The sequence below is a fragment of the Aliiglaciecola litoralis genome (assembly GCF_039523355.1).
Classification (GTDB): domain Bacteria; phylum Pseudomonadota; class Gammaproteobacteria; order Enterobacterales; family Alteromonadaceae; genus Aliiglaciecola; species Aliiglaciecola litoralis.
In genome coordinates this window covers 175,917-197,947 of record NZ_BAAAFD010000008.1, presented here as the reverse complement: position 1 = coordinate 197,947, position 22,031 = coordinate 175,917, and the positions used below count along the sequence as shown (strand labels likewise).

Below are 22,031 nucleotides of genomic sequence, written 5' to 3'. Positions count from 1 at the left end.
TGCATCAAATGGTAGTAACGCAGCGGCTAAATATGATTATACAAGTTGGACTTTATTTAGCTTTGGGGATGACCCTTACACTTGCAGCCTCAACAATGCTAGGCTGGTTAGCAAATATCCCTGCTCTAGTGCAACTTACCCCAACGTCAGTTCCCATGCAGTTTAATACCGCCTTTTGCTTTTTATGTATCACCATTTCAGCTTTATTATTCTTCCAAAAGCGACGTTGGCCAAAAGTGGTATTTGCGGCAATCGCATTCATAATCGCACTCCTTAGCATCCTACAATACGGATTAGTTGTTGATTTGAATATCGATGAATTATTCGTGGTTCATCATATTACTACGAATACGTCTCACCCTGGCAGGATGGCTCCTAACACCGCTTTGTGTTTTATTCTGTGTTCTGCAGCACAGATATTATTCGCCTACAACTTACGAAACCGATTAATCATTAACACTATCTTGATTTGTTTGACAATAGTCATGGCGCTTGGTCTGGTGTCTATTCTCGGTTATTTATTCAACCTAGAAACGACCTATGGATGGGGGACTTATACGCAAATGTCACTGCAAACGGCGATTGGCTTTGTCGCTTTTTGTGTTGGTTGGTTAGGCTTGATCGCGTTTTATAGCAAGCTTGACAACAAAGGTACTTACCGCATTCCGGTTTTTTGTGGCTTAGCGTTGTTAATTGTTACTTTGATTTTTACCAATGCCCTTAATAAACAATCCATCTCTACGGAGAGCATTATTTCTATTGTTTTTTGGTTTGGTATTCTGATGACCATTAGCGTCGTTTTCTTTATTTCCTTTTTGCAGAGTACTATTGAGCAATCGCGCAAGTGGAAAAAGCAAGAGCAAGACAAGAATAATTTCAAATCTGAACTGGAGCGCTCTCATTTAACCTTAAAGCTCGCGTCTGATGTCGCTGAATTAGGCACCTGGAGTTGGAATGTTGATACAGACGTACTTATTTGGAACGAACGTATGTTCGAAATGTACGAGACGCCTGACAGTGTCAGAGAGAGCGGATTGCTGTTTGATTATTGGTATCAGTCAGTGCACCCAGAAGATCGCGATAAAGCTGCATCAAGTTTGCAAAAAGCGGTTGAAGAAATGCAAAGCTGGCGAACCGAGTTTAGATTACTGTTTGACGGGAACCGAGTTAAATATATCAAAGCATCCGCTATTTGTGTGGTTGACCATGCCACTCAATCAACCTTGGTCATCGGTGGGAATCTAGATGTAACGCAAGAAAGAAAAATGCAGTTGGAGCTGGAAGAGAAAACCCAACAGGCTGAATTAAGTAGTTTAGCCAAAAGCCACTTCTTAGCTAACATGAGCCATGAAATTCGCACGCCAATGAATGGCATACTTGGCATAGGCGATCTTCTTGCAGTGACACGATTAGATTCCAAGCAGTCGGAATATCTTGGAATTATGATGTCTTCCGCCAATAAGTTGCTGTCGTTGCTAAATGATATTCTAGATATATCTAAAATAGAAGCGGGCGAAATGCGACTTGAAACATTGTGCGTGCCATTGGAAGAGGTGATTGGCGATACATTAAAATCCCTTGCCATAGAGGCACATAGCAAAGGGTTAGATTATCACTATATAAAAGATAATAACGTACCGGAATGGGTTTTCACCGATCCAATTCGATTAGGGCAAATACTATCAAATCTAGTCAGCAATGCGATTAAGTTTACTGAAAATGGAGAAGTCTTGGTTGCAATCAAAGCAGAACCGCAACAAGAAGATATTGGAGATACGGTAATCGTAAATTTTGAAGTGTCTGATAGTGGGATAGGACTGGATCAAGCACAAATTGAGTCAATCTTTAAACCCTTTGCTCAGGCCGATGAAAGCACAACCCGTAAGTATGGTGGGACAGGATTAGGCTTGTCCATAGTTCAGCAGATTATCAAATTGTTCAACGGCGATCTTAATGTGGAAAGTGAGCTTGGCAAAGGAACAAAAGTTACTTTTTCAATTCCAATGCATGTTGGAACTCGCAAGGATCTCAGCACGGCAATCACTACAGACTATACTTATTACGTGGAAAATTATGATAACGCTTTGAAATCTATGAATTGCTTGGTGGTCGATAGCAATGAAATCAATCGGAATTGGTTGATATCAATGTTGCATTCTTGGCAATGTAACGTCAGTGGCTGTATGGATACAAATGAGGCTTTGACGTTAGTAAAGGAAAGTATTGCAAAAAAACTTCCGTTTGATGCAATCATTATCGAACAAAAAAAGCAAAGTGATGAAGCCAACAAATGCATTAAAGACGTTAAAAAAATCTATCAGAGTAATAATATGCAAGAGGTCGCCACTATCATTGTGATGACGTCAAATAATATCTCGCAAGGCATAGAATCACCCGATTCAAACACCAACAATTATTGCTTGTTTAAGCCGATCAAACAATCTGAAGTATTTAACGCATTGATGAGTGTGCTAGGTAAAAAAGACTCAACAGCTCAGGCCCTCCAAAGTATTGGGGATGTAGGGGATAATAAACGTCTCAATGTGCTCGTAGCTGAAGATCATGTTGTAAATCAATACCTAATACGTGAAATACTCGAAAAACGTGGTCATAAGGTGACTATTGTTGAAAACGGTAGATTAGCCATAGAAGCGCTCGAAAATGATAGATACAGCGCAATAGTGATGGACGTGCAAATGCCGATTATGGATGGATTAACGGCCACCAAATTGATAAGAAAAGGAAACAACCAAGCAGATATATGCATTATCGGTTTGACCGCCAAAGCATTGAAAGAAGACAAATACATATGCTTAGAAGCGGGAATGAATCATTATTTAAGTAAGCCGACTAATCCCACTGAATTGATTACCGCACTTGAGAGTCTGAGTTTTAATAACAAGGTGAAATTAGATCTTAAAAATGTTAATCAAGTAGATGATAAGAGTGACAATAATAGCACGGCAACTTATCGAACATTGGATATTGAACGGTGTCTGCTAACTACTGGAGACGATACCGAATTGTTGCGTAAAATGCTGCAATTAACGATCGAAAATATAGAACCGATCGTTAGCAGCATTGATAGCTTGAAAGAGCAACATAACTGGCGAGAGCTAGCTAAAGCAGTGCATAAAGCTAAGGGGATGTTAGCTAATTTTTGCACCGAGGAACTGGTTACTGAATTAGAAGAATTAATTGAAAAAGCGGAAGCCAATAATATCAATTATAAAGAAATTATTGAGGACCTAAATCAAGCGACAGAGCAGATTGTCATTTTCAACCTTGAAATTGTCGATTATCTGGAAAACAACAATTGGGAAACGGTATCGCTATGAAAGTCATTGTTGCCGAAGACGATCCAGTTACGCAGTTATTGATCAGTGAAACGTTAAAAAGATGGGACTATCACGTATTAGTAGCAAAAAATGGCCTAGAAGTATTAGCGTTACTTGCCGAGCACGGCGATGTGCAATTGTTTTTACTGGATTGGCAAATGCCGGAACTTGATGGCATTGAATTGTGCAAAAAACTAAAAACCTCAAGGGGGACAAGTTGTTGCTACATTATTATGTTGACCAGCAAGAAAGCCACCGAAAACATTGTGCAGGCCTTGGATTCTGGGGCAGATGACTTTATTTCAAAGCCCTTTTCACCAGAAGAGTTGAAAGTGCGCTTAAAAGTAGGTTGTCGAATTATCGAAACTGAAAATAGCTTGTTGCATCAAGCGCACCATGATGGTCTAACGAATACATTGAATCATCGCGCTATAGTCGATGTTCTAAGTCAACTGTGGTCTCGCTCGGTGCGAGACAAGTCATCTTTGGCAGTATTGATGTTAGATATAGATTATTTTAAGCGAATTAATGACAGTTATGGTCATCAAGTAGGTGATTATGCACTCAAACATTTTTGTAAGTTAGTCAAACAAGAATTGCGCCCCTACGACTCTTTAGGTCGATATGGCGGAGAAGAATTTGCTGTTTGCTTGCCATCGACTGAAGCGGATGAGGCTATGATTGTAGCCCAGCGGATACGCACCTGTGTTGAAAGCCACCCGGTTGAGTATGATGGGCTGAATTTTACCATGACAGTCAGTATTGGTGTGTCAGTATTTAGTGAAAACCAGCAATCATATAAAGAATTGTTATTGGATGCAGACAGAGCAGTTTATGACGCTAAAAGTAAGGGAAGAAACGCGGTTGTATTTGCCAAATAGTAACAACGATAGTAGGGGGTTGCTTTTACTCGTCTATTGATGTTGAACGATGTTCCGTTTCAAGTAATCGAAATGCTTCTCGCAACCTTTCTATTACTTTGGGCTCAGTGCCAATTGAAGCCGCTAAGTCAAGTCTCGTTGCATATCGGGAAGTGGGATTTTGAATCTGAAGTCGCTTAAAGCACTGCTGGATTCACCACAATAAGCGCTAATCTAAGTCTTATTCGCTGATACGAAATCTACGCGCCCTTGGAAGTTATGCGTTGTAAGTGTCAGCAGTATCTCAAACCACAATCATATTTCTATTGCTAGAATTTAACGAGGACACCCACCCGAATTTAACGTAGACACCCACTCGAATTTAACGTGGATACCCACCCGTATTTAACGTAGACACCCACCCGAATTTAACGTGGACACCCACTCGAATTTAACGTGGACACCCACCCGTATTTAACGTGGACACCCACTCGGATTTGACGTGGACACCCTCTCGAATTTAACGTGGACACCCACCCGAATTTAACGTGGACACCCACCCGAATTTAACGTGGACACCCACCCGAATTTAACGTGGACACCCACCCGAATTTAACGTAGACACCCACCCGTATTTAGCATGGGCACCCACCCGAATTTAACGTAGACACCCACTCGAATTTAACGTGGATACCCACCCGTATTTAACGTGGACACCCACTCGAATTTAACGTGGACACCCACCCGAATTTAACGTAGACACCCACCCGTATTTAGCATGTAAACCCACTGTTCACGTGCTAATCAATTACTGTTGGTGTTTCATTCGAGGTAGTCCATTCTGGCCTATTTCAAAAATTTGATGCTGCAGGGTAGTTCACATCTTGGTAGAGTAAGATTCCAAATGAAGGGTTTCAAGCAGCTTTTTAAGCGGTGGGGTTAGTGCCCTACAAATTCTGTTTAGATGTAATGACTAAAACCGGGAAACTACAGTGATAAAACGATTAATGGTAATAATGGGCTGCGTATTGTTTTCTAATCATGTTTATAGTGTAGGTTGCGAGGATCTTGTTAAGCAACAGCTCGATGCTCAGACCCTAGCCGCAGCATTGTTTAAAAATGACAAGTCGTTGTTTGTTGTGATCACCTGTCGCCAATCAGAATTACCAATTTACACCCTGTCATATGCGCAATTGCATGATGCAAGTAAACATAAATACAATGTGCCCACTAGCAGCTTATCTCCGGTCAATTTGCCTATCAATCCCAATGGTCAGAGCAAAACTACGGGCTTTCTTGTTGCCAATAAATCTCCTAACAATAGTTATACCGTTAAATTACGATCGCGTATGGCGACAGGTGAAGCAATTGATATTAATTACACAACTCAGCTAGCCGTCGGTGAATCGGTGCAATTTAAACAGCATGACATCTTTGTCGGCATGGTACGCCTTCCCAGTAGCAGTTGAGATTTGCTTACAAACTCTGTATCACCAGTTCCATGAGCTCGCCTATTTTACTTGGTTCTAGCCATCGAGTGACTACCACTAAGTCGTTTTTTTGGTCGATCACCACAAAATTTCCACCAAACCCAGCGGCGTAAAAAATCTCTTCATTCTCCACCTTGGGCCATTTTCGAGATCCCTGATTTAGCCACCACATGTACCCATAACTTTGCTCAGCGGGTGAGGGCTGAGTAGCCATGTCTATCCACTTTTGTGAAATTAGCTGTTGGCCTCGCCAGTTCCCATCGCGAGCAAATAACAATCCGAATCGAGCTTGGTCCAGTGTGGAAACGAATACGCCTCCGCCAGAATGGCCACCGCCGGTGACCGATTGCATCTTACTTCCATCTACATTTACCCATGCATGATCATAGCCAAACCAGCGCCAGGTTGTAGAGGTCCCAATTGGATCCATTATGTGACGTTTTAACACCTTTGGCAGCGGCTCTCGCCAGATATGCAGAAGTGAATAGGCCAACAGGTTCACTCTGACGTCATTGTATTCCATAACAGAGCCGGGAGTGTTTAAAGGGCGGTTCTTCCAATCATCTATATTTCCTTGATGAGGCGGTCGATCAGCCCAGTCTTTAATACCAAACAGCTCTCCTGACCAATCCGATGATTGATTGAGTAGATGGTCCCATTGGATTTGGCCATTATGTTGACCTGAGAAAGTGCCATCCCAGACATACTTGTCGACCTTATCTTTAATATCATTGATTAGGTTCTGATCAAGCGCTAGCCCTGCAATACTAGATAAATAACTTTTGGTGACACTAAAGGCCATATCAACCCGCTCAAGATCGCCCCATTGGGCTGCGATGAACCCGTCTTTTATGATCATGCCCGCTGGACCACCGCGTTTTTTCGTTGGTCCTAGTATTTGATGAAAGGGTTCGCGTTCGAAACTTTGCAAAATTGCAATACGCAGATCCCGCGGCCCTGAATACTCGTTATCCATGGCGAACTTCACCGCTTGTTCTAACTCGCTTGGCTTTAAACCGAGCTGGCTAGCAGATTTAGATTGCCAAGATTGCTTGCTTGGAAAATAGAGGGGATCAGCGAACGAAGATGTGTTTACAATCCATTGGCAGAGTATGAAGATAATGACGTTTTTCATTGATTTTTCTCAAACAAAACAGAGAAGTGACTTTATGCCCTTTGACCTGTTTTGGTCAATGCCGGGCGCAGTAAATGTCATGTTTTCATAAACTGCTTATGAAATTTCCGCGGTTATTGATTACAATGCGTTTTTTCAATGGGAAGTAGCAAGCAGTGGAACAACAGCAAACGAATCGTATCGCATTAGGCATTGAGTATGATGGGGCGCAATACAGCGGCTGGCAACGGCAGTCCACTGCGCCCAGTGTGCAAATGCATTTAGAGCGTGCGCTGAGTATCGTTGCAAATCAGCCCATATTAGTTAAATGTGCTGGTCGAACTGATGCCGGTGTTCACGCCACTGGACAGGTAGTTCATTTCGACTCTCCGGTTTTTCGTCCTGATCGTGGTTGGACCATGGGCGTTAATGCAAATATGCCTGCCGATATCGCCGTACGTTGGGTTAAATCGGTTCCTGAGGACTTTCACGCCCGTTTCTCGGCGCAAGCAAGGCGCTATCGCTATATTATTTTTAATCACCCATTTAGACCGGCGATCATGTCTCAAGGCGTTACCCATGTGTACACAGCCTTGGATCACGAAAAAATGCATGAGGCCGCCCAGTGTTTGGTCGGGGAACACGATTTTAGTGCATTCCGTGCTTCCTTGTGTCAATCCAAATCGCCGATCCGACGTCTAGAGCATATTGAAGTAACTCGCAAAGGGCAGTACATCATGATTGACGTACAGGCCAACGCATTTGTACATCATATGGTGCGTAATATTGCCGGTAGCTTAATTGTCATAGGCTCAGGAGAACAACCTGTTGATTGGATGAACAAGCTTTTACAAGATAAAGATAGAACCCAAGCCGCGGCAACCGCAAAACCCAATGGCTTATATTTGGTGAAGGTGGTTTATCCAGAGCAATTTGAGATACCTAACACGCCGCTGGGACCCATCTTTGTGTGAGCTGGAAAGGGTAAAAACAAAGCTTCTTGGGATACTTCTTAGACCAGTTTTGTTTTCTACCTGCGAGCAAACTATGCTTTAATATCCAGATAGAGTAAATATTGTCGTGACTTAGGCGAAAATAGCAGCAGTAGCCTGCTGTTTTCTGCAATTAGGATGTGTTAAATGAGTTGGATACAAAAGATTCTGCCAAGAACCCAATCAGCCATTAAAAGTAATGTGCCTGAAGGTATTTGGACCAAGTGTGGCTCTTGTGGAGCTGTACTGTACAAGACTGAACTAGAGAAGCAGCTTGAGGTTTGTCCTAAATGTGATCATCACATGCGCATAAGCGCTCGGGCCAGATTGAATGCCTTTTTAGATCAAGGAGACAGAGTCGAAATTGGTGCTGATCTTGAGCCTCAAGACGTTCTGAAATTCAAAGACTCCAAACGTTACAAAGATCGTCTCAGCGCGGCTCAAAAAGCGACCAATGAAAAAGACGCTTTGGTCGTCATGCAAGGTAAACTAAAAGGTATGCCCATAGTTTGTTGTGCATTTGAATTCTCGTTTATGGGCGGCTCTATGGCGTCTGTAGTCGGTGCACGCTTTGTTAAGGCCGTGGAAGTCTGTTTGGAAAAGAACATGCCATTAGTTTGTTTTTCCACAAGTGGCGGCGCGCGCATGCAAGAAGCGTTGTTTTCTCTTATGCAGATGGCCAAAACCAGTGCTGCTCTAGCGCGTATGTCGAAAAAAGGCTTGCCCTATATTTCGGTACTGACTGATCCCACTATGGGCGGCGTTTCGGCAAGTTTGGCTATGCTAGGCGACATCAATATCGCCGAGCCTAAGGCGTTGATCGGTTTTGCAGGTCCACGAGTCATCGAACAAACCGTGAGAGAAACGCTTCCTGCCGGATTCCAACGCAGCGAATTTTTGGTGGAGAAGGGCGCAATTGACATGATCGTTGATCGACGAGATATTCGTGACAAAATATTTAGCGTACTTTCAAAGCTGCACCACCAACATCACTAAATGTCACAAATACCTCATAAAGAAGATCAGGATAAGCCAAATTTATCCTGGTCTTTAAACCAATGGCTTGAATATCTGTTAAGCATCCATACCCAGTCTATCGATATGGGATTGGAGCGCACTAAAGGTGTATTCGACACGCTAAAAATACATTTTGGCCAAGCCAAAGTTGTGTTGGTAGCGGGCACAAATGGTAAAGGTACAACTTGTAGAGTAGTCGAAAAAGGGCTGCTGCAGAACAATAAGACCGTTGCTGTATATAGCTCACCTCACATCACTGACTTTAAAGAGCGCTTAAGAATAAATGATAACTTGCTTAGCGATGAGCAGTTCATTAGCGCCTTTATGCAAGTTGAAAAAGCACGCGGCGATACGCCATTAACCTATTTCGAATTCACCACCTTAGCAGCAATGTACTTGATGATGAACAATCAGACAGACTTTGTACTGTTAGAAGTCGGCTTAGGTGGCCGATTAGATGCGGTCAATGTTGTCAATCCCGATATGGCTGTTATTACCAGTATAGGCTTGGATCATCAAGATTGGCTAGGTGATACCCGCGACCAAATAGCAATCGAGAAAGCGGGCGTTTTCCGTCCGCATTTACCTGTGATCATTGGTGAGCAGGATCCGCCACAAAGTTTAATCAATGAAGTGGACCGGCTCGCAGCGCAAGCAACATGGCAAGGACGTGACTTTACGTTTCAAGCTGATCAGAATAGCTGGCATTGGCACAATACAAACTGTGACTTTGACGAATTAGTTACGCCTATGATACCCATGCAAAACGTCTCCACGGGTTTAGAAGTATTGCATCGCTTAGGCATCGATTTAAACCAGCACAAAGTGAATCAGCTTATTCAGCAAACCTCGTTGCCTGGGCGATTTGAAAGAGTGTTAAGTCAGCCTGAAGTGATACTTGATGTTGCTCACAACCCTCAGGCTACTTCGCACCTAAAAGAGCGAATAAATCAATGCCAATTCAAACAGCTACGTTTGGTGTTGGCGATGTTGGCGGATAAAGATATATCAGCCAGTATTGCGCCGCTTGAAGCGCTAAATGCCACTTGGTATTTAGCATCATTGACAGTACCCAGAGGGGCCAGTAGTAAAAAATTAAAATCGCTCTTTAATGACGATCAAAAAGTGATAGACTTTGAAACTGTTTCTGATGCACTCAACCGTGCGATAAAAGAGGCTGATCCGCAAGATCTTATTGTCGTGTTCGGCTCGTTTTTCACGGTATGCCAGGCCAAGGAAGCCTTGACTCACCTACGCTAATAGGCAATTTGTCTGGTGATAAAGTGTAGAGTAAATTGAAATTGACAGCTTATGAGAGGGTGTGTGTTTGTCTTCAGCGCTTAAAAATCGATTGGTTGGAACTATCATTATTGTTGCATTGGCAGTGATTTTTCTTCCTGATATTTTGGATGGTAAAAAACAAACCAACCAAGAGCAATTTGTCTCCTTGCCAGAACAGCCGCTCACCGCCGCTATTATTGATGCGCCTGAGTTCCCCGTCGAGCAAGTAAAACAAGAAGTGGATAGTAAGCCCGAAATCGTGCCTGATGTGGCTGAAGATGATTTTGACATGTCAGAATCAACACCAGCACAGACAAACAAAGTCACCGAAGATCAGCAACAAACAGCCTCACCCATCGAATCTCATTCCGTTGCCAGCGAAAAAGCGCAGCAAGTTGATCGACAAGTTTCTGATCCTGCCATTACCGAATCAAGGTCAAGCACCTTGGATGAAAGTTTGCTGGAAGAGGCAGGATGGGTAGTACAATTAGGTGTATTCAGACACCAAAAGAATGTTCGAGAATTGCTTACCAAATTGCGAAAAGCTGGCTATCGAGCATTTAGCCGGCCAGTAAAAACCAGTAGCGGTGAATTGACTAAAGTCTTCGTCGGACCTGATTTAGAAAAAGAATCACTACAAAAAGCGATACCTCATTTGCGCGAGATAACCAAACTTCAAGGTAGAATTACGCCATTCACTGTGAAATGAGTGGTAGAAAAATCTTCTATCTCTGGTAGAATGCGCGCGATTTTATTAACCCAATAGCAGTGTGACTGTGTCATTATGAATTGGATAGACTTCACCATCCTTGGTGTTATCGCCGTCTCTACCGTCATTAGTTTGATCCGTGGATTTATCAAAGAAGCCATTTCCTTGGCGATTTGGTTTGCCGCCTTCTTTATCGCTAGCCAATTCTATCCTTACCTTGCTGTTTACATGACAAAATTCGATGACCAAATGGTCAAAAATGGCGTGTCTATCGCCGTGCTATTTGTGTGTACGCTTGTCCTTGGCGGGCTGGTTAATTATCTCATCGCGCGCTTGGTGCAATTTACCGGATTGACCGGAACAGACCGCGCCTTAGGCTCTGTGTTTGGTGTGATACGCGGCGTGCTCATTGTCAGCGCTGCATTATTTTTCTTGGACACCTTTACCCCGTCGGCAAGCTCAGCGTGGTGGACACAATCGATTCTTATTCCAGAATTCACTCCGATCATCGAGTGGTTCTTTAGTTTTATTCAAGATAACTCCAGTTTTATAACACCGAATGAGTAGGTAAATAGCATGTGTGGTATTGTCGGAATCGTTGGGAAAAGCGCAGTAAACCAAGCTCTTTACGATGCATTAACTGTACTCCAGCATCGTGGGCAAGATGCCGCAGGGATCATGACCATTGATGATGGTATGTTTCATTTGCGCAAAGCCAATGGTCTAGTGAGAGATGTTTTTCATAATCGTCATATGCAAAGACTGACAGGAAATTTGGGGATCGGGCATGCTCGATATCCCACCGCAGGGACGTCTAGTTCAGCAGAAGCGCAACCCTTTTATGTGAATTCGCCCTTTGGTATTGCCTTTGCTCATAATGGTAACTTAACCAATGCCCATGATTTACAAGACGAAGTGTTTCGAATTGCTCGTCGACACATCAATACGACTTCCGACTCTGAGCTGTTACTGAATATTTTTGCCCATGAATTACAAAACTGTGCAGGTTTAACGTTGACGCCTGAAGAAGTGTTCACCGCAGTTGCCAATGTGCATAGCAAGATCCGAGGTGCCTATGCGGTTGTGGCAGCCATTATCGGCAACGGCATGGTCGCTTTTCGAGACCCTTTTGGTATTCGTCCTCTTGCACTAGGTAAACGCAAAACTGAAATGGGTGACGAGTATATGGTGGCCTCAGAAAGTGTTGCCCTAGATGCGGTTGGTTTCACTTTTATACGAGATGTGGCTCCGGGTGAAGCTGTGTACGTCACAGAGGCAGGCGAGCTGCACACGCAGCAATGTGCGCAGAATCCAATGAACGCGCCTTGTATTTTCGAATTCGTATATTTTGCGCGTCCAGATTCGTTCATCGATGGTATTTCGGTTTATGCATCACGAGTCAATATGGGCAAAAAGTTAGGCCAGAAAATCGCTAGAGAATGGGCCGACCTTGATATTGATGTGGTGATCCCAATTCCTGAAACTTCCATGGATGTAGCGTTGCAAATAGCCATTGAGCTGGATTTGCCCTATCGACAGGGTTATGTAAAGAACCGCTATATTGGTCGCACCTTCATTATGCCGGGTCAAACCATGCGACGTAAATCTGTGCGCCGTAAACTCAATGCGATCAAGTCTGAATTTAAGGGCAAAAATGTATTGCTGGTTGACGATTCCATCGTCCGTGGCACAACCTCTGAGCAAATTATTGAAATGGCCCGAGAGTCAGGTGCGAAGAAAGTCTATTTCGCCTCAGCAGCGCCGGAAATCCGCTTTCCAAACGTGTATGGCATTGATATGCCAAGTGCCAACGAGTTAATCGCTTATGGCCGTGATATTGAAGAAATTAGCGAACTGATAAAAGCGGATGGCTTAATTTTCCAAGATATCGAAGATTTGGTTGATGCGGTTAGTCTCGAAAACCCTTCTATTAAGCGTTTTGAGACGTCGGTTTTTGATGGCGATTACATTACCGGTGATGTTGATCAAGCCTACTTAGAGCGCATCGACAGTGCTCGCTCAGAGTGCGCTAAAAATGCGGTTATTCAAACTGAGTTAAGTAACCTTGAAATGCACAATATGGATTCTGATGCGGTGGATGTAGACATCTAACGGCGCTGCTTAGGCTGGCTGTGACCTTCGATTAGTTAGTCCAGCCACCCAAGGCTTTCCAGCGGTTGACCATATAGCAAAACAGCTCAGCGGTTTTTTGAGTATCATAAAGTGCGGAGTGCGCTTCGCGCTGATCAAATTCAATTTGGGCCGCTTCACAGGCTTTCACCAATACTGTTTGTCCTAGTGTTAAACCCGCTAAACTCGTGGTGTCAAATGACACAAAAGGATGAAAGGGCGCACGCTTGATTTTGCTGCGTTCCACTGCTGCATTGACAAAACCCTGATCAAAAGAGGCATTATGCGCCACAATGACAGAGCGCTGACAATCTGCAGCCTTCTGACTCTTTCTGATTTGCTTACATAAATCTTTCATCGCTTCAGTTTCATCAATTGCCCCACGCAGGGCGCAATAAGGATCAATACCATTAAACTCAAGGGCAGCCTGCTCTAAGTTTGCCCCTTCAAATGGTTCGATGTGGTAGTGAAACGTCTGATCGATTTGTAGATCGCCATTCCCATCCATCTTTAATGTAACCGCTGCTAATTCGAGTAGCGCATCGGCTTGCGCATTAAAACCCGCCGTTTCGACGTCAATAACGACCGGGAAATAGCCACGAAATCGTTGACTTAAAAGAGGTGGAGATTGTGACATGAGTGCCTTGCGAACTGCCAGAATAGCTGCGTATTATGGCAATTTTTAGGCGCCTCTTCCAGTTGCATTCGTGCCATAAGCGATAATGTCGCAAAAACAAGCTGCAACAAAGCTTGGTCGGCTGCTAGAATAGCTAAATATTTTTGTGATTTTGTCGATATGCTTAAAAGAGCATTTAATACTGTGGAATGACTGTTGATATGAAAAAGTGCGTGATTGCCATCAGTATGGCTATTAGTTTCTCTGCTGCAGGGGGATTGAGACATTATTCTTCCTCGGTGGAAGCATCTGATTGGCAGCTCATTGAAAAGTCTCGCTTACAATGCACTTTAAGCCACCAACTCCCCGGTTACGGTGAAGCCATGTTCACCAGTTTAGCATCTAAGCAACTCAATATGGAATTTGAGTTAGACATGTTTAAATTACCGCGAAATTACGCTGTAGCTGCCGTTTACTCAGTGCCACCAGCATGGATGCCGGGTCAGATGCAACGTGAAATTGCACAGATGCCGATCCGTAAGCAATACAATGGCGACCTTCCTGAAAAAGCGGCTTGGACCATGTTGTCTGAACTTGAAAAGGGCTATTGGCCAACCTTGTATTATCAAGACTGGTACAGTGATTTTGATAAAATTGCAGTGGCACTCAACGCCAGTAACTTTTCTCGCCCCTACACTGAATTTGCCCAATGTGTAGCCAACTTACTGCCGTTTAGTTTTGAGGATATTTCTTATACGGTGCTCAGTTACCAAAGTAACAGCATTGACCTGACTAAATATTCGAAGAAACGATTGCAGATGATCGGCGAGTATCTAAAAGAAGATACCGACTTAGATTTGATTTTATTGGACGGTTATACCGATAGCTACGGCGGAAGTTGGAACAACAAACAACTTTCTATTCGACGGGCGGTTGAGATAAAAACCTTTTTCAGTGATATGGGCGTTGACCCATCTCGAATTGAAGTTACCGGGCATGGTGAACGCCGTCATGTTGCACCTAATGACAATAAAATGTCACGCGCGAAAAACCGTCGAGTGGTGATCAGGATGGCGAAGTAGACTTCGCCTTTTATATTTCCAGTTTAGAATTCGCTCGGTGACTTAACAGATGGACTTGGTTTGGCCTTTAAATAATCTACTACCACGTCGGTGAAATCACTAAACACCCCGTCTACTTGTAATCCTTCAAACAAAATATCGAGAGTGGCCTGACTGTTTAACCCTTGAGGGAGTTGATCGACCCTGAAGGTGTATGGATGAATAAGTAACCCTTGCTGCTTCGCGTGTTTGGTTAAGTCTGTTGGTTGCAGTGTGTTTAGGTCAAACAATTGTGGTAACCAAGGACCTATGCCTTGTGCTACCCGTGCAATCTCTTTTAATCCCTCAATTGTCTTGAGTCTATCGTAATTGGTGCTGGACTCGTTCCAATCATTTTCGGCAATGAGTTGTACCAGCTTTACCTTGGCCCCAAGCTCGTTACGTAACCTTTGGGTTTCGGTAAAATCAAAACATTGTACAAACAGGTTGCTATCCGCGCGATCCAACTGATATTTGCGTAATAGTTCAAGCACAACCTTGCTGATATCGGCACCTTGTTGACGATGCCAAGCTGGCGATTTAATTTCCGGATACCATCCCACCTGTTTGCCAAATTGACGATTTAATTGCATCACAAGGTTTATATGTTGTTCCAAGGTACTAATTTTAAACGGCGACAAGCCTTGGTATCGGTTTGCATACACCTGATGACCTTGTGGATCAGTGCGCTCATGTTTTTGCAATTGCTGGAGCTCTGCCAAGGTAAAATCAATCGCATAAAAGCGATTATCGGCACGATGTCGGTTGGGAAAAACGCTTTCAACATTAGTGACAGACTCAAGGTGGATATCATGTAACACAATGGGCACGTGATCTTTGCTAAGCACAATATCTTGCTCAATAAAATCGGCCCCTTGGGCATAGGCTAAAATAGCCGCTTCAAGCGTGTGTTCAGGCAAATAGCCCGATGCCCCTCGGTGGGCAATGACAACAGGTTTAGCCAAGCAAAGTGAACTCAATAGTGAGCTTAGGAGAATGAAACAACAAACAGAAATCCGATTCATACTAGTGTCCATTAAAACGATTGTGACGAAAGTACCGGATTTTAGTGCAAGATGACAGTCTGTCGTGCCCTTTAATTGAAGGTCTGAGAAAAACCGGTTTGTTAGTCGATGTTCAAGTTAAAAAATCTGAACAGGCGGGAAAACCAGTTCTGAAGTGTCTGGTAAAACGTTCGCCTCTGCCCAACCAAAACACTTACGATCGCTGTTTTACTTGTATTGCCAGAGTCATCAATGACGACTAACTGAAATTGATACTCGCCCGATCGCAGCAAGCCTTTTACTTCCAGTGTCGGGTGGCAAGTGGTAAACGGCTTACCTAACGTTAATCTTATGGGGTTTTTATCAGCGTCCATACGAATTTAGTCAGTTTGCCTCCGATGTCGATAGAACGTCTACCACTTAATGAAAAGTCCTCGGCAAACCCCACTCGATTCGGTGCATCAATCACCGCGGTAGGGGCTTTATCGTCAGCAATGGTGATTCTAACTGTCGCTGGCGCTGAATTGTTTCCTGAATCGTCAGTAACCACTAACTGAAATTCGTAGGTGCCGGTTGAAAGTGGGTTTTCACTCTCAACGTCAATAGTGAGTAGCGAGTCCGGTGCACTGGCCGAAATTGCCTGATTAATCACAAGATCGCTGGATTTTATGGTTGGCATAATGGCATCACAAGTAAACAGGTGTGTCTTTTAGATTAGTCAAGGTTGTTAATGTCTGCAAACAAGGCGGTTTAACTCATGACTGCTCTGATCTGCCTTAAACGTTTAAGGATTGTCTTTATTTTTATTAACAAGTGTTTAATACTCACCTCACATTATGCACAAAGGAGAGCTGTCATGCGTTTGCCCATTTCACTTGTCTCATTCATTATCCTTGGGTTAAGTACGGTTATACACGCTGCTGAAATCTTAGTTGAGTCACCGGATAAATCCATCAAACTGGTTTTTACCGATCACAATGATCTGGCGCAGTATAAGGTTGTTTATAACGGCAATGACATCATCAAACCGAGCAAACTTGGCTTTATTTTTGTTAATGCGCCTTCCTTTTATAAGGATTTCAAATTATCAGAGGTAAGCCGTAACGCGGTTGATCTAACTTGGCAGCAACCTTGGGGAGAGCAGCGCTTAATCCGCGATAACCACAACGAAGTCGTGGTGAAATTTACTCATACTAAAGATACAGACTTAAGCTTTAATGTTCGCGCTAGAGTGTTTGATGACGGTGTCGGCTTTCGCTATGAAGTAGCCCATCAAGGTGATATTGCCATCACCCGTGAATTAACGGAGTTCTATTTGCCCGACTCACATGAGGCTAAAGCCTATTGGATCCCAGGGCAAGGCAGAGAGCGCTACGAGTACTTATACAATCAAACCCCGCTAAATCAAGTGAATAAAGCACATACTCCGATGACGATTGAGTATCCCAATGGTGTGCATGTGGCAATCCATGAGGCCGCTTTAATTGATTACGCAGGCATGAGCTTGACCAAACAAGAAATGGGCAAATTGACTGCCGATTTAGCTCCCCGTGCCGATGGGGTTTCAGTTCGCAAAAAAGGCGACTTCAACACCCCTTGGCGCACTATTACTATTGGCGATAGTGCGGTTGATCTGATCAACTCCTATATCGCTTTAAACTTAAATGAACCGAATAAACTGGGTGATGTAAGTTGGGTCAATCCGGGCAAGTACATCGGCATATGGTGGGGGATGCACATTGATAAACTGTCTTGGGGATCCGGTAAAAAGCATGGAGCAACCACAGAACGCACAATGGCATACATGGACTTTGCCGCCAAACATGGTTTTGATGGGGTATTGGTAGAAGGCTGGAATGTTGGATGGGATGGTGATTGGATTGCCAACTCAGAGTTATTCTCGTTTACCCAAAGCTATCCAGATTTTGATATTGAAAAAGTCACTGACTATGGCAAAAAGATCGGAGTGAAGCTGATAGGCCACCACGAAACCTCTGGTGGAATAACAAACTATGAAGCTCAGATGGAGGATGGTTTCGCGCTCTATCAAAAAGTGGGCGTTGAACAAATCAAAACCGGCTATGTTGCCCATGGTCAAAATTTAAAACGCCGAGATGAAAAGGGCATCATGAGGTACGAATTCACTGACAGTCAGGATGTGGTGAATCACTTTATTCACAATGTCAGTACTGCGGCCAAGTATCACTTGTCGATAAACACTCATGAGTCTGTCAAAGATACGGGCTTGCGCAGAACTTACCCTAATTGGATCTCTCGAGAAAGCGCAAGAGGTCAAGAATATAACTCTGGTTGGGCGCCGCCCAATCCACCTAACCATATTCCTGTATTAGCCTTTACTCGCATGTTGGCCGGTCCCATGGACTTTACCCCGGGTATATTCGATCTGAGTTACAAGCGTGATCATTCAGGTGGTCCAGAGTGGGGAAACAGTGAATATTTACGACCATTGAGTACCATTGCACGGCAATTGGCACAGTATGTGGTCATTTATAGTCCGATTCAGATGGCTGCTGATTTACCTGAAAATTATGAGAATAATTTGGCGCCTTTTCAATTTATCAAAGATGTTCCTACTGATTGGGAGCTGACTAAAGCACTGCAAGGTGAAGTAGGGCAGTTTGTCGTTATCGCTAGAAAAGAAAAACAGCATCGTCATTATTCGGGGCAGGATTGGTATTTAGGTGCCATCACTAATGAAGATGCGCGAGTTATCGAACTGACACTGGATTTTCTCGATGAAAATGCCAGCTATCAAGCACAAATCTATCGTGATGGAGATAAAGCAGACTATAAGACCAACCCTTATGACATCATTATTGAGAATAAAGACGTTAAGAAAGGCGATAAACTCTCTTTAAAACTGGCAGCTGCTGGCGGAGTCGCGGTTCGATTTAAAAAGCGTTAATAAAACAAAAGGAGCGGGAGAATTTTCACGCAAGCCAAAAGGGCGGTGGAAAAGTTAGGCTGACATTTCCACCGCTCTTTATTTTGAATTGTTTTAGATGCACGCTTTAAGGCGACACCGACCCTGTAACAGACCTATTGCCTGGTAAGCTTTATGCTAATTTTAACAGCTTCTTTGCCCTCAAGGTCGCCAGTTCTTTACTGACCATTCCCGTTCGTTCATAGAGCTGCAGGCAACCTTTAATCAAAACAACCGCCAGATCTTCGAAATGCCGTGATGACAAATAATACATTACCAAAGTCGAGTCATCTGGTGGGTGATGATAGAAACGCGGTAGTTCCGCGTCTGGGTATAGCTTTCTCACCTCAACCTGAATATAGGGATCAATGTTTTTCAAAAACTCAAAGGAGTGGGTAATGTGTTCAAAAAAAGCCGGATACATTAAGCTAAATCTAGCGAATAAATGTTGCCCAAAAGCTTCCAACAAAACTGCTACTGGCAAATTAACTTGCTGACATAAACTACTCGCCATGCGCACTATTTCTTGATGGTCATAAATTCCTACCGAAGTATAGGATCCACCATTAGGTAATTGCTCTGCTCAACTACGTTATCTAGCACATCGGCACAGAAGACTTGCTCGACCATGTCCATGAATTGAGTAAATACGATTCCTTTCACGCTTATTTTCTTCTTTCTAGCGCTTTTTTTGATAAAAAATCCTAAACTCGTTTGCTAGTATCGGATTGGAGCTCCATCAGAATATCGATTAACCATTCAGGATATCAATTTCTTACTTGTCAGGTATAAATCCTGGGGCCGGTTTTCTATTGCGCTGATAAAGGTTATGTTTTGAAGGTCTTCAATTTCGAGGTGAATGTCATAGTCGTGTGCGTGGCACAAGTCGAAAAGAACACTAGGTTTAACCCTAAATTCCACTTAGAAGTATTGTTTTTTAAAGGCTAAATGTTTCTGTTTAGCCAGGGCTAATAATTCCTGAAACTCTGGCTCGCCTCGCACCGAGTCGAAAAAAAACGGTATGCTTTGCAATAAAGGATAATTAAAGTAGCCATTATTTATTGCCCTGCGAAGCAGTTTAAAACAACCTTGTTTGTCACCTAAGGCTGCGTAATAACGCGCATATATATAACTGGCTTCTGCATCATTCATCACTGCTGCTTCCTGCTCCCTTACTTTCTGTAACCCCGTTTCATAATCGCCAGTCATAATCGCCTTTAGTATGACGGCGTCGCCATACCACATACCAATAGGGTTAAGTGTAATTCTATGCTCCGCCAATGCTAGGGCCTCATCCATTCTGCCCATTTGCATAAGTATCGTATTCTTAAAGCTTAACGTATCGGGGCTTTGTGGAAAATGATTAAACACAGCTAAGGCCTGCTCGTATTGTTCGGCGGCCTGATAAGACATCATAATACTGCGGAATCTCGGGTTGTTTGGGTCTATCGCTAATGCTAACTCCATTTCGCTGATAGCTTCTTGTACCATACCTGCAAAACGATAGCTGTATCCCAGTGAAAAGTGGGCTTGGGCGTCGCGTGGATTTAAGGCGATCAATTGTCTCGATAATTCGATGGCTTTACCTGTTTCACCCGTTTCGGTGTAGATATTGGCCAGCCCACTGAGGGCGTTTCTCGACTCGGGATTTAAGCTTAGCGCCTTTTTATACAACGCAATGGCTTTGTGTTTGGAAACATTTTGCTTCAAGTTGAATAACGCTAAATAATTCGTTCTGTAAGCTAACTCCACATAGCTTGGTGCAAAGTCACTATCTAACTCAATGCTTTTTTCCAACATGGCAATGGCTCGCTTGCCGCCTTCAACCGTGATGGGGTAGGCTATCGCTTGCAGGTAAAAATCATAGGCCTTGGCACTGGCCGGTATGTCTTTATTCATAGGCAAGGTTTCAGTTGATGAGAGTTGCAGGTTTAATTGGCCAACCACGGTTTTCACAATCTGTGTATGTAACCCAAAGGCGTCGCCAGATGCACTTTGGATAGTTTCTCGCCAGATTAAATTGTTACCGGCTACTTCGATAAGCTCAACATTGATACGAATAGCGTCATTAAGCTGAACATAATTGCCAGTCAACACATATTCAACATTGAGCTCTTTACCCACCTTGATAGGATCGATGATTTGCATCTCATATTTTCTAACAGAAGAAGACGCTCTTACAGTGACTTGCTCAAGATAGGCTATGTTGCCAATAATTTGGTCAGCAATGGCAAAGCCTAAATAATTGGATAGCGGATCTGCCTTAACATTATTAAAAGGCAATACGGCGATTCTTAAGGAGGGGGTGACGTCTGGATCAGGATTCACCAGATGAATAGTTAGTCCGCCTAGCAGCACTATGCACAGCATGATAATTGCGGTGTATAGCAAACCCTTGTGTCGGTTTGTGGGAGGGGCGGAAATACTTTTAGCTGGGCTGGCTATTTCCTGGGTGTCGGCAATAAATTGATAGCCTCTGCCTCGCAACGTCGCGATCACCGATTGCTCGTGGCCATTATCTCCAAGTATCTTTCGAGCACTATTGATATGATTACTTAAGCTTGTGTCACAGACCACTTGGCCTTGCCATACGCTGTCAAATAACTCCTCTCGCGTCACAGTGCGGTGGCGATTTTTGATCAAATACACCAGAAGATCAAAAACCTTAGGTTCGATAGCCAAAGCTTTATCTTCAGAGCATAACTTGAATTGCACAGTATCAATTTCAAATCCGTTAAAAAGATATCGCACTGAATGTCCTTTACCCTGTTTTTTTGGGCTGCTCTGTAGTGCTGTCAGCTAATTGTAGTAATTAACACTATAGCCATTATCAAATAATTAGCTAATCGTTATCTAATCTTCATGTGTTATTCCGCGAAAATTCCATACTGGTTACCAGTGCTACTGAACAGGAAATTGTTTGGTTCACCTTGGGCCTATACAGGCAATTTATTTTCTATCAGTAATATTTGAAAAAGCGATTTAAAAGGAGTTTTACCATGAAAAAATTCACATCATTATCAGTCATCTTATTGTGTACTTCGATTAGTACATACGCAGCTGAGTACGAGTTCATCGCAGGTGATAGCTCAATTGAAACCAAGACTTGTATCGCGGCGGTAACTAACGATACTGAAGCTATGATCAGTAATTTGAAAATGCTTGGTCGAAGAGGCACGTCATTATCTTATCGTTCATTTGTTAATAGCTTTTGGTGTAATGATCAATATATTGGCAATTTCGCCAAAACCTATCACGCCGAAAATTCGCTTGCCTATTTAGATAAATATACCAATAAGTGGAATAAGAAACGTCAATCCAATATCACGATTAAAGACCTCGCCAGTAAACCCACTTCAGAGGAAGACACCATTGTTGTACTCGTTAGTAGTCGATAAGTGAGTACAACTACGAAGGGGCGTCTGCCCGGTACTTA

The 22,031-nt window shown here is 43.3% G+C and carries 18 protein-coding genes; 12 read left to right on the top strand and 6 right to left on the bottom strand.

Going from position 1 to position 22,031, the window contains the following annotated elements:
• The first annotated feature begins 8 nt into the window (after positions 1–8).
• From ABD036_RS14125 to ABD036_RS14115, 3 genes are all read left to right on the top strand, one after another.
• The gene (locus tag ABD036_RS14125) at positions 9–3,338 is read left to right on the top strand and encodes an ATP-binding protein (RefSeq protein WP_343860994.1); all 3,330 of its coding nucleotides are present in this window, start codon (positions 9–11) and stop codon (positions 3,336–3,338) included.
• Complete coding sequence (locus ABD036_RS14120) at positions 3,335–4,219, top strand: GGDEF domain-containing response regulator (RefSeq protein ID WP_343860993.1); 885 nt, start codon at positions 3,335–3,337, stop codon at positions 4,217–4,219. The genes ABD036_RS14125 and ABD036_RS14120 overlap by 4 nt, the downstream gene beginning before the upstream one ends.
• 971 nt (positions 4,220–5,190) lie before the next feature.
• A complete protein-coding gene (locus ABD036_RS14115; RefSeq protein ID WP_343860991.1) occupies positions 5,191–5,667 on the top strand; it encodes a hypothetical protein in 477 nt (158 codons plus the stop codon).
• 7 nt (positions 5,668–5,674) lie between these two features.
• Here the strand turns inward: ABD036_RS14115 and ABD036_RS14110 are convergent, their stop codons facing one another.
• Positions 5,675–6,823 carry a serine hydrolase domain-containing protein gene (locus ABD036_RS14110; protein WP_343860989.1) on the bottom strand — a complete coding sequence of 383 codons (1,149 nt, stop codon included), beginning with the start codon at positions 6,821–6,823 and terminating at the stop codon, positions 5,675–5,677.
• Between the two features lie 155 nt (positions 6,824–6,978).
• Here ABD036_RS14110 and truA point away from each other — a divergent pair, with 155 nt between their 5' ends.
• The 6 genes from truA to purF all read left to right on the top strand — a co-directional run bounded on the left by truA (position 6,979) and on the right by purF (position 12,913).
• Positions 6,979–7,776, top strand: coding sequence for a tRNA pseudouridine(38-40) synthase TruA (gene truA / locus ABD036_RS14105; RefSeq protein WP_343860987.1), 798 nt, complete (start codon positions 6,979–6,981; stop codon positions 7,774–7,776).
• A 165-nt stretch (positions 7,777–7,941) separates the two neighbouring features.
• The gene (gene accD, locus ABD036_RS14100) at positions 7,942–8,790 is read left to right on the top strand and encodes an acetyl-CoA carboxylase, carboxyltransferase subunit beta (protein ID WP_343860985.1); all 849 of its coding nucleotides are present in this window, start codon (positions 7,942–7,944) and stop codon (positions 8,788–8,790) included.
• Positions 8,791–10,071, top strand: coding sequence for a bifunctional tetrahydrofolate synthase/dihydrofolate synthase (folC, locus tag ABD036_RS14095; RefSeq protein WP_343860983.1), 1,281 nt, complete (start codon positions 8,791–8,793; stop codon positions 10,069–10,071).
• A 67-nt stretch (positions 10,072–10,138) separates the two neighbouring features.
• The gene (locus tag ABD036_RS14090) at positions 10,139–10,801 is read left to right on the top strand and encodes an SPOR domain-containing protein (protein WP_343860981.1); all 663 of its coding nucleotides are present in this window, start codon (positions 10,139–10,141) and stop codon (positions 10,799–10,801) included.
• A 75-nt stretch (positions 10,802–10,876) separates the two neighbouring features.
• On the top strand, positions 10,877–11,368 hold the full coding sequence (locus ABD036_RS14085) for a CvpA family protein (protein ID WP_343860979.1): 492 nt from the start codon (positions 10,877–10,879) through the stop codon (positions 11,366–11,368).
• Between the two features lie 9 nt (positions 11,369–11,377).
• Entirely contained in the window at positions 11,378–12,913 is a 1,536-nt protein-coding gene (gene purF / locus ABD036_RS14080; protein WP_343860977.1) for an amidophosphoribosyltransferase, read from the top strand.
• A gap of 31 nt (positions 12,914–12,944) precedes the next feature.
• Here purF and rnt read toward each other — a convergent pair whose 3' ends face one another.
• The gene (rnt, locus tag ABD036_RS14075; protein WP_343860975.1) at positions 12,945–13,568 is read right to left on the bottom strand and encodes a ribonuclease T; all 624 of its coding nucleotides are present in this window, start codon (positions 13,566–13,568) and stop codon (positions 12,945–12,947) included.
• A gap of 200 nt (positions 13,569–13,768) precedes the next feature.
• Between rnt and ABD036_RS14070 the strand changes: the two genes are divergently transcribed.
• Positions 13,769–14,629 carry a flagellar protein MotY gene (locus ABD036_RS14070; RefSeq protein ID WP_343860973.1) on the top strand — a complete coding sequence of 287 codons (861 nt, stop codon included), beginning with the start codon at positions 13,769–13,771 and terminating at the stop codon, positions 14,627–14,629.
• Positions 14,630–14,652: 23 nt separating this feature from the next.
• Here ABD036_RS14070 and glpQ read toward each other — a convergent pair whose 3' ends face one another.
• Entirely contained in the window at positions 14,653–15,672 is a 1,020-nt protein-coding gene (gene glpQ, locus ABD036_RS14065; RefSeq protein ID WP_343860971.1) for a glycerophosphodiester phosphodiesterase, read from the bottom strand.
• A gap of 328 nt (positions 15,673–16,000) precedes the next feature.
• On the bottom strand, positions 16,001–16,330 hold the full coding sequence (locus ABD036_RS14060; RefSeq protein WP_343860969.1) for a hypothetical protein: 330 nt from the start codon (positions 16,328–16,330) through the stop codon (positions 16,001–16,003).
• A gap of 177 nt (positions 16,331–16,507) precedes the next feature.
• Here ABD036_RS14060 and ABD036_RS14055 point away from each other — a divergent pair, with 177 nt between their 5' ends.
• Positions 16,508–18,577 (top strand): glycoside hydrolase family 97 protein, encoded by a 2,070-nt coding sequence (locus ABD036_RS14055; RefSeq protein ID WP_343860967.1) that lies wholly within the window; start codon positions 16,508–16,510, stop codon positions 18,575–18,577.
• 151 nt (positions 18,578–18,728) lie between these two features.
• Here ABD036_RS14055 and ABD036_RS14050 read toward each other — a convergent pair whose 3' ends face one another.
• Positions 18,729–19,109 carry a heme NO-binding domain-containing protein gene (locus ABD036_RS14050; protein WP_343860965.1) on the bottom strand — a complete coding sequence of 127 codons (381 nt, stop codon included), beginning with the start codon at positions 19,107–19,109 and terminating at the stop codon, positions 18,729–18,731.
• Between the two features lie 407 nt (positions 19,110–19,516).
• On the bottom strand, positions 19,517–21,346 hold the full coding sequence (locus tag ABD036_RS14045; RefSeq protein ID WP_343860963.1) for a winged helix-turn-helix domain-containing protein: 1,830 nt from the start codon (positions 21,344–21,346) through the stop codon (positions 19,517–19,519).
• A 248-nt stretch (positions 21,347–21,594) separates the two neighbouring features.
• On the opposite strand from ABD036_RS14045, the gene ABD036_RS14040 reads away from it, so the two are divergent.
• On the top strand, positions 21,595–21,993 hold the full coding sequence (locus tag ABD036_RS14040) for a hypothetical protein (RefSeq protein ID WP_343860961.1): 399 nt from the start codon (positions 21,595–21,597) through the stop codon (positions 21,991–21,993).
• Positions 21,994–22,031 lie beyond the last annotated feature (38 nt).

Excerpts from the sequence above, each read along its gene's own strand:
- purF (WP_343860977.1), top strand. The coding sequence starts at position 11,378 with ATGTGTGGTATTGTCGGAATCGTTGGGAAAAGCGCAGTAAACCAAGCT.
- ABD036_RS14040 (WP_343860961.1), top strand. The coding sequence starts at position 21,595 with ATGAAAAAATTCACATCATTATCAGTCATCTTATTGTGTACTTCGATT.
- ABD036_RS14120 (WP_343860993.1), top strand. The coding sequence starts at position 3,335 with ATGAAAGTCATTGTTGCCGAAGACGATCCAGTTACGCAGTTATTGATC.
- accD (WP_343860985.1), top strand. The coding sequence starts at position 7,942 with ATGAGTTGGATACAAAAGATTCTGCCAAGAACCCAATCAGCCATTAAA.
- ABD036_RS14070 (WP_343860973.1), top strand. The coding sequence starts at position 13,769 with ATGAAAAAGTGCGTGATTGCCATCAGTATGGCTATTAGTTTCTCTGCT.
- glpQ (WP_343860971.1), bottom strand. The coding sequence starts at position 15,672 with ATGAATCGGATTTCTGTTTGTTGTTTCATTCTCCTAAGCTCACTATTG.
- rnt (WP_343860975.1), bottom strand. The coding sequence starts at position 13,568 with ATGTCACAATCTCCACCTCTTTTAAGTCAACGATTTCGTGGCTATTTC.
- ABD036_RS14085 (WP_343860979.1), top strand. The coding sequence starts at position 10,877 with ATGAATTGGATAGACTTCACCATCCTTGGTGTTATCGCCGTCTCTACC.
- ABD036_RS14110 (WP_343860989.1), bottom strand. The coding sequence starts at position 6,823 with ATGAAAAACGTCATTATCTTCATACTCTGCCAATGGATTGTAAACACA.
- folC (WP_343860983.1), top strand. The coding sequence starts at position 8,791 with ATGTCACAAATACCTCATAAAGAAGATCAGGATAAGCCAAATTTATCC.
- ABD036_RS14060 (WP_343860969.1), bottom strand. The coding sequence starts at position 16,330 with ATGCCAACCATAAAATCCAGCGATCTTGTGATTAATCAGGCAATTTCG.
- ABD036_RS14055 (WP_343860967.1), top strand. The coding sequence starts at position 16,508 with ATGCGTTTGCCCATTTCACTTGTCTCATTCATTATCCTTGGGTTAAGT.
- ABD036_RS14050 (WP_343860965.1), bottom strand. The coding sequence starts at position 19,109 with ATGGCGAGTAGTTTATGTCAGCAAGTTAATTTGCCAGTAGCAGTTTTG.
- ABD036_RS14125 (WP_343860994.1), top strand. The coding sequence starts at position 9 with ATGGTAGTAACGCAGCGGCTAAATATGATTATACAAGTTGGACTTTAT.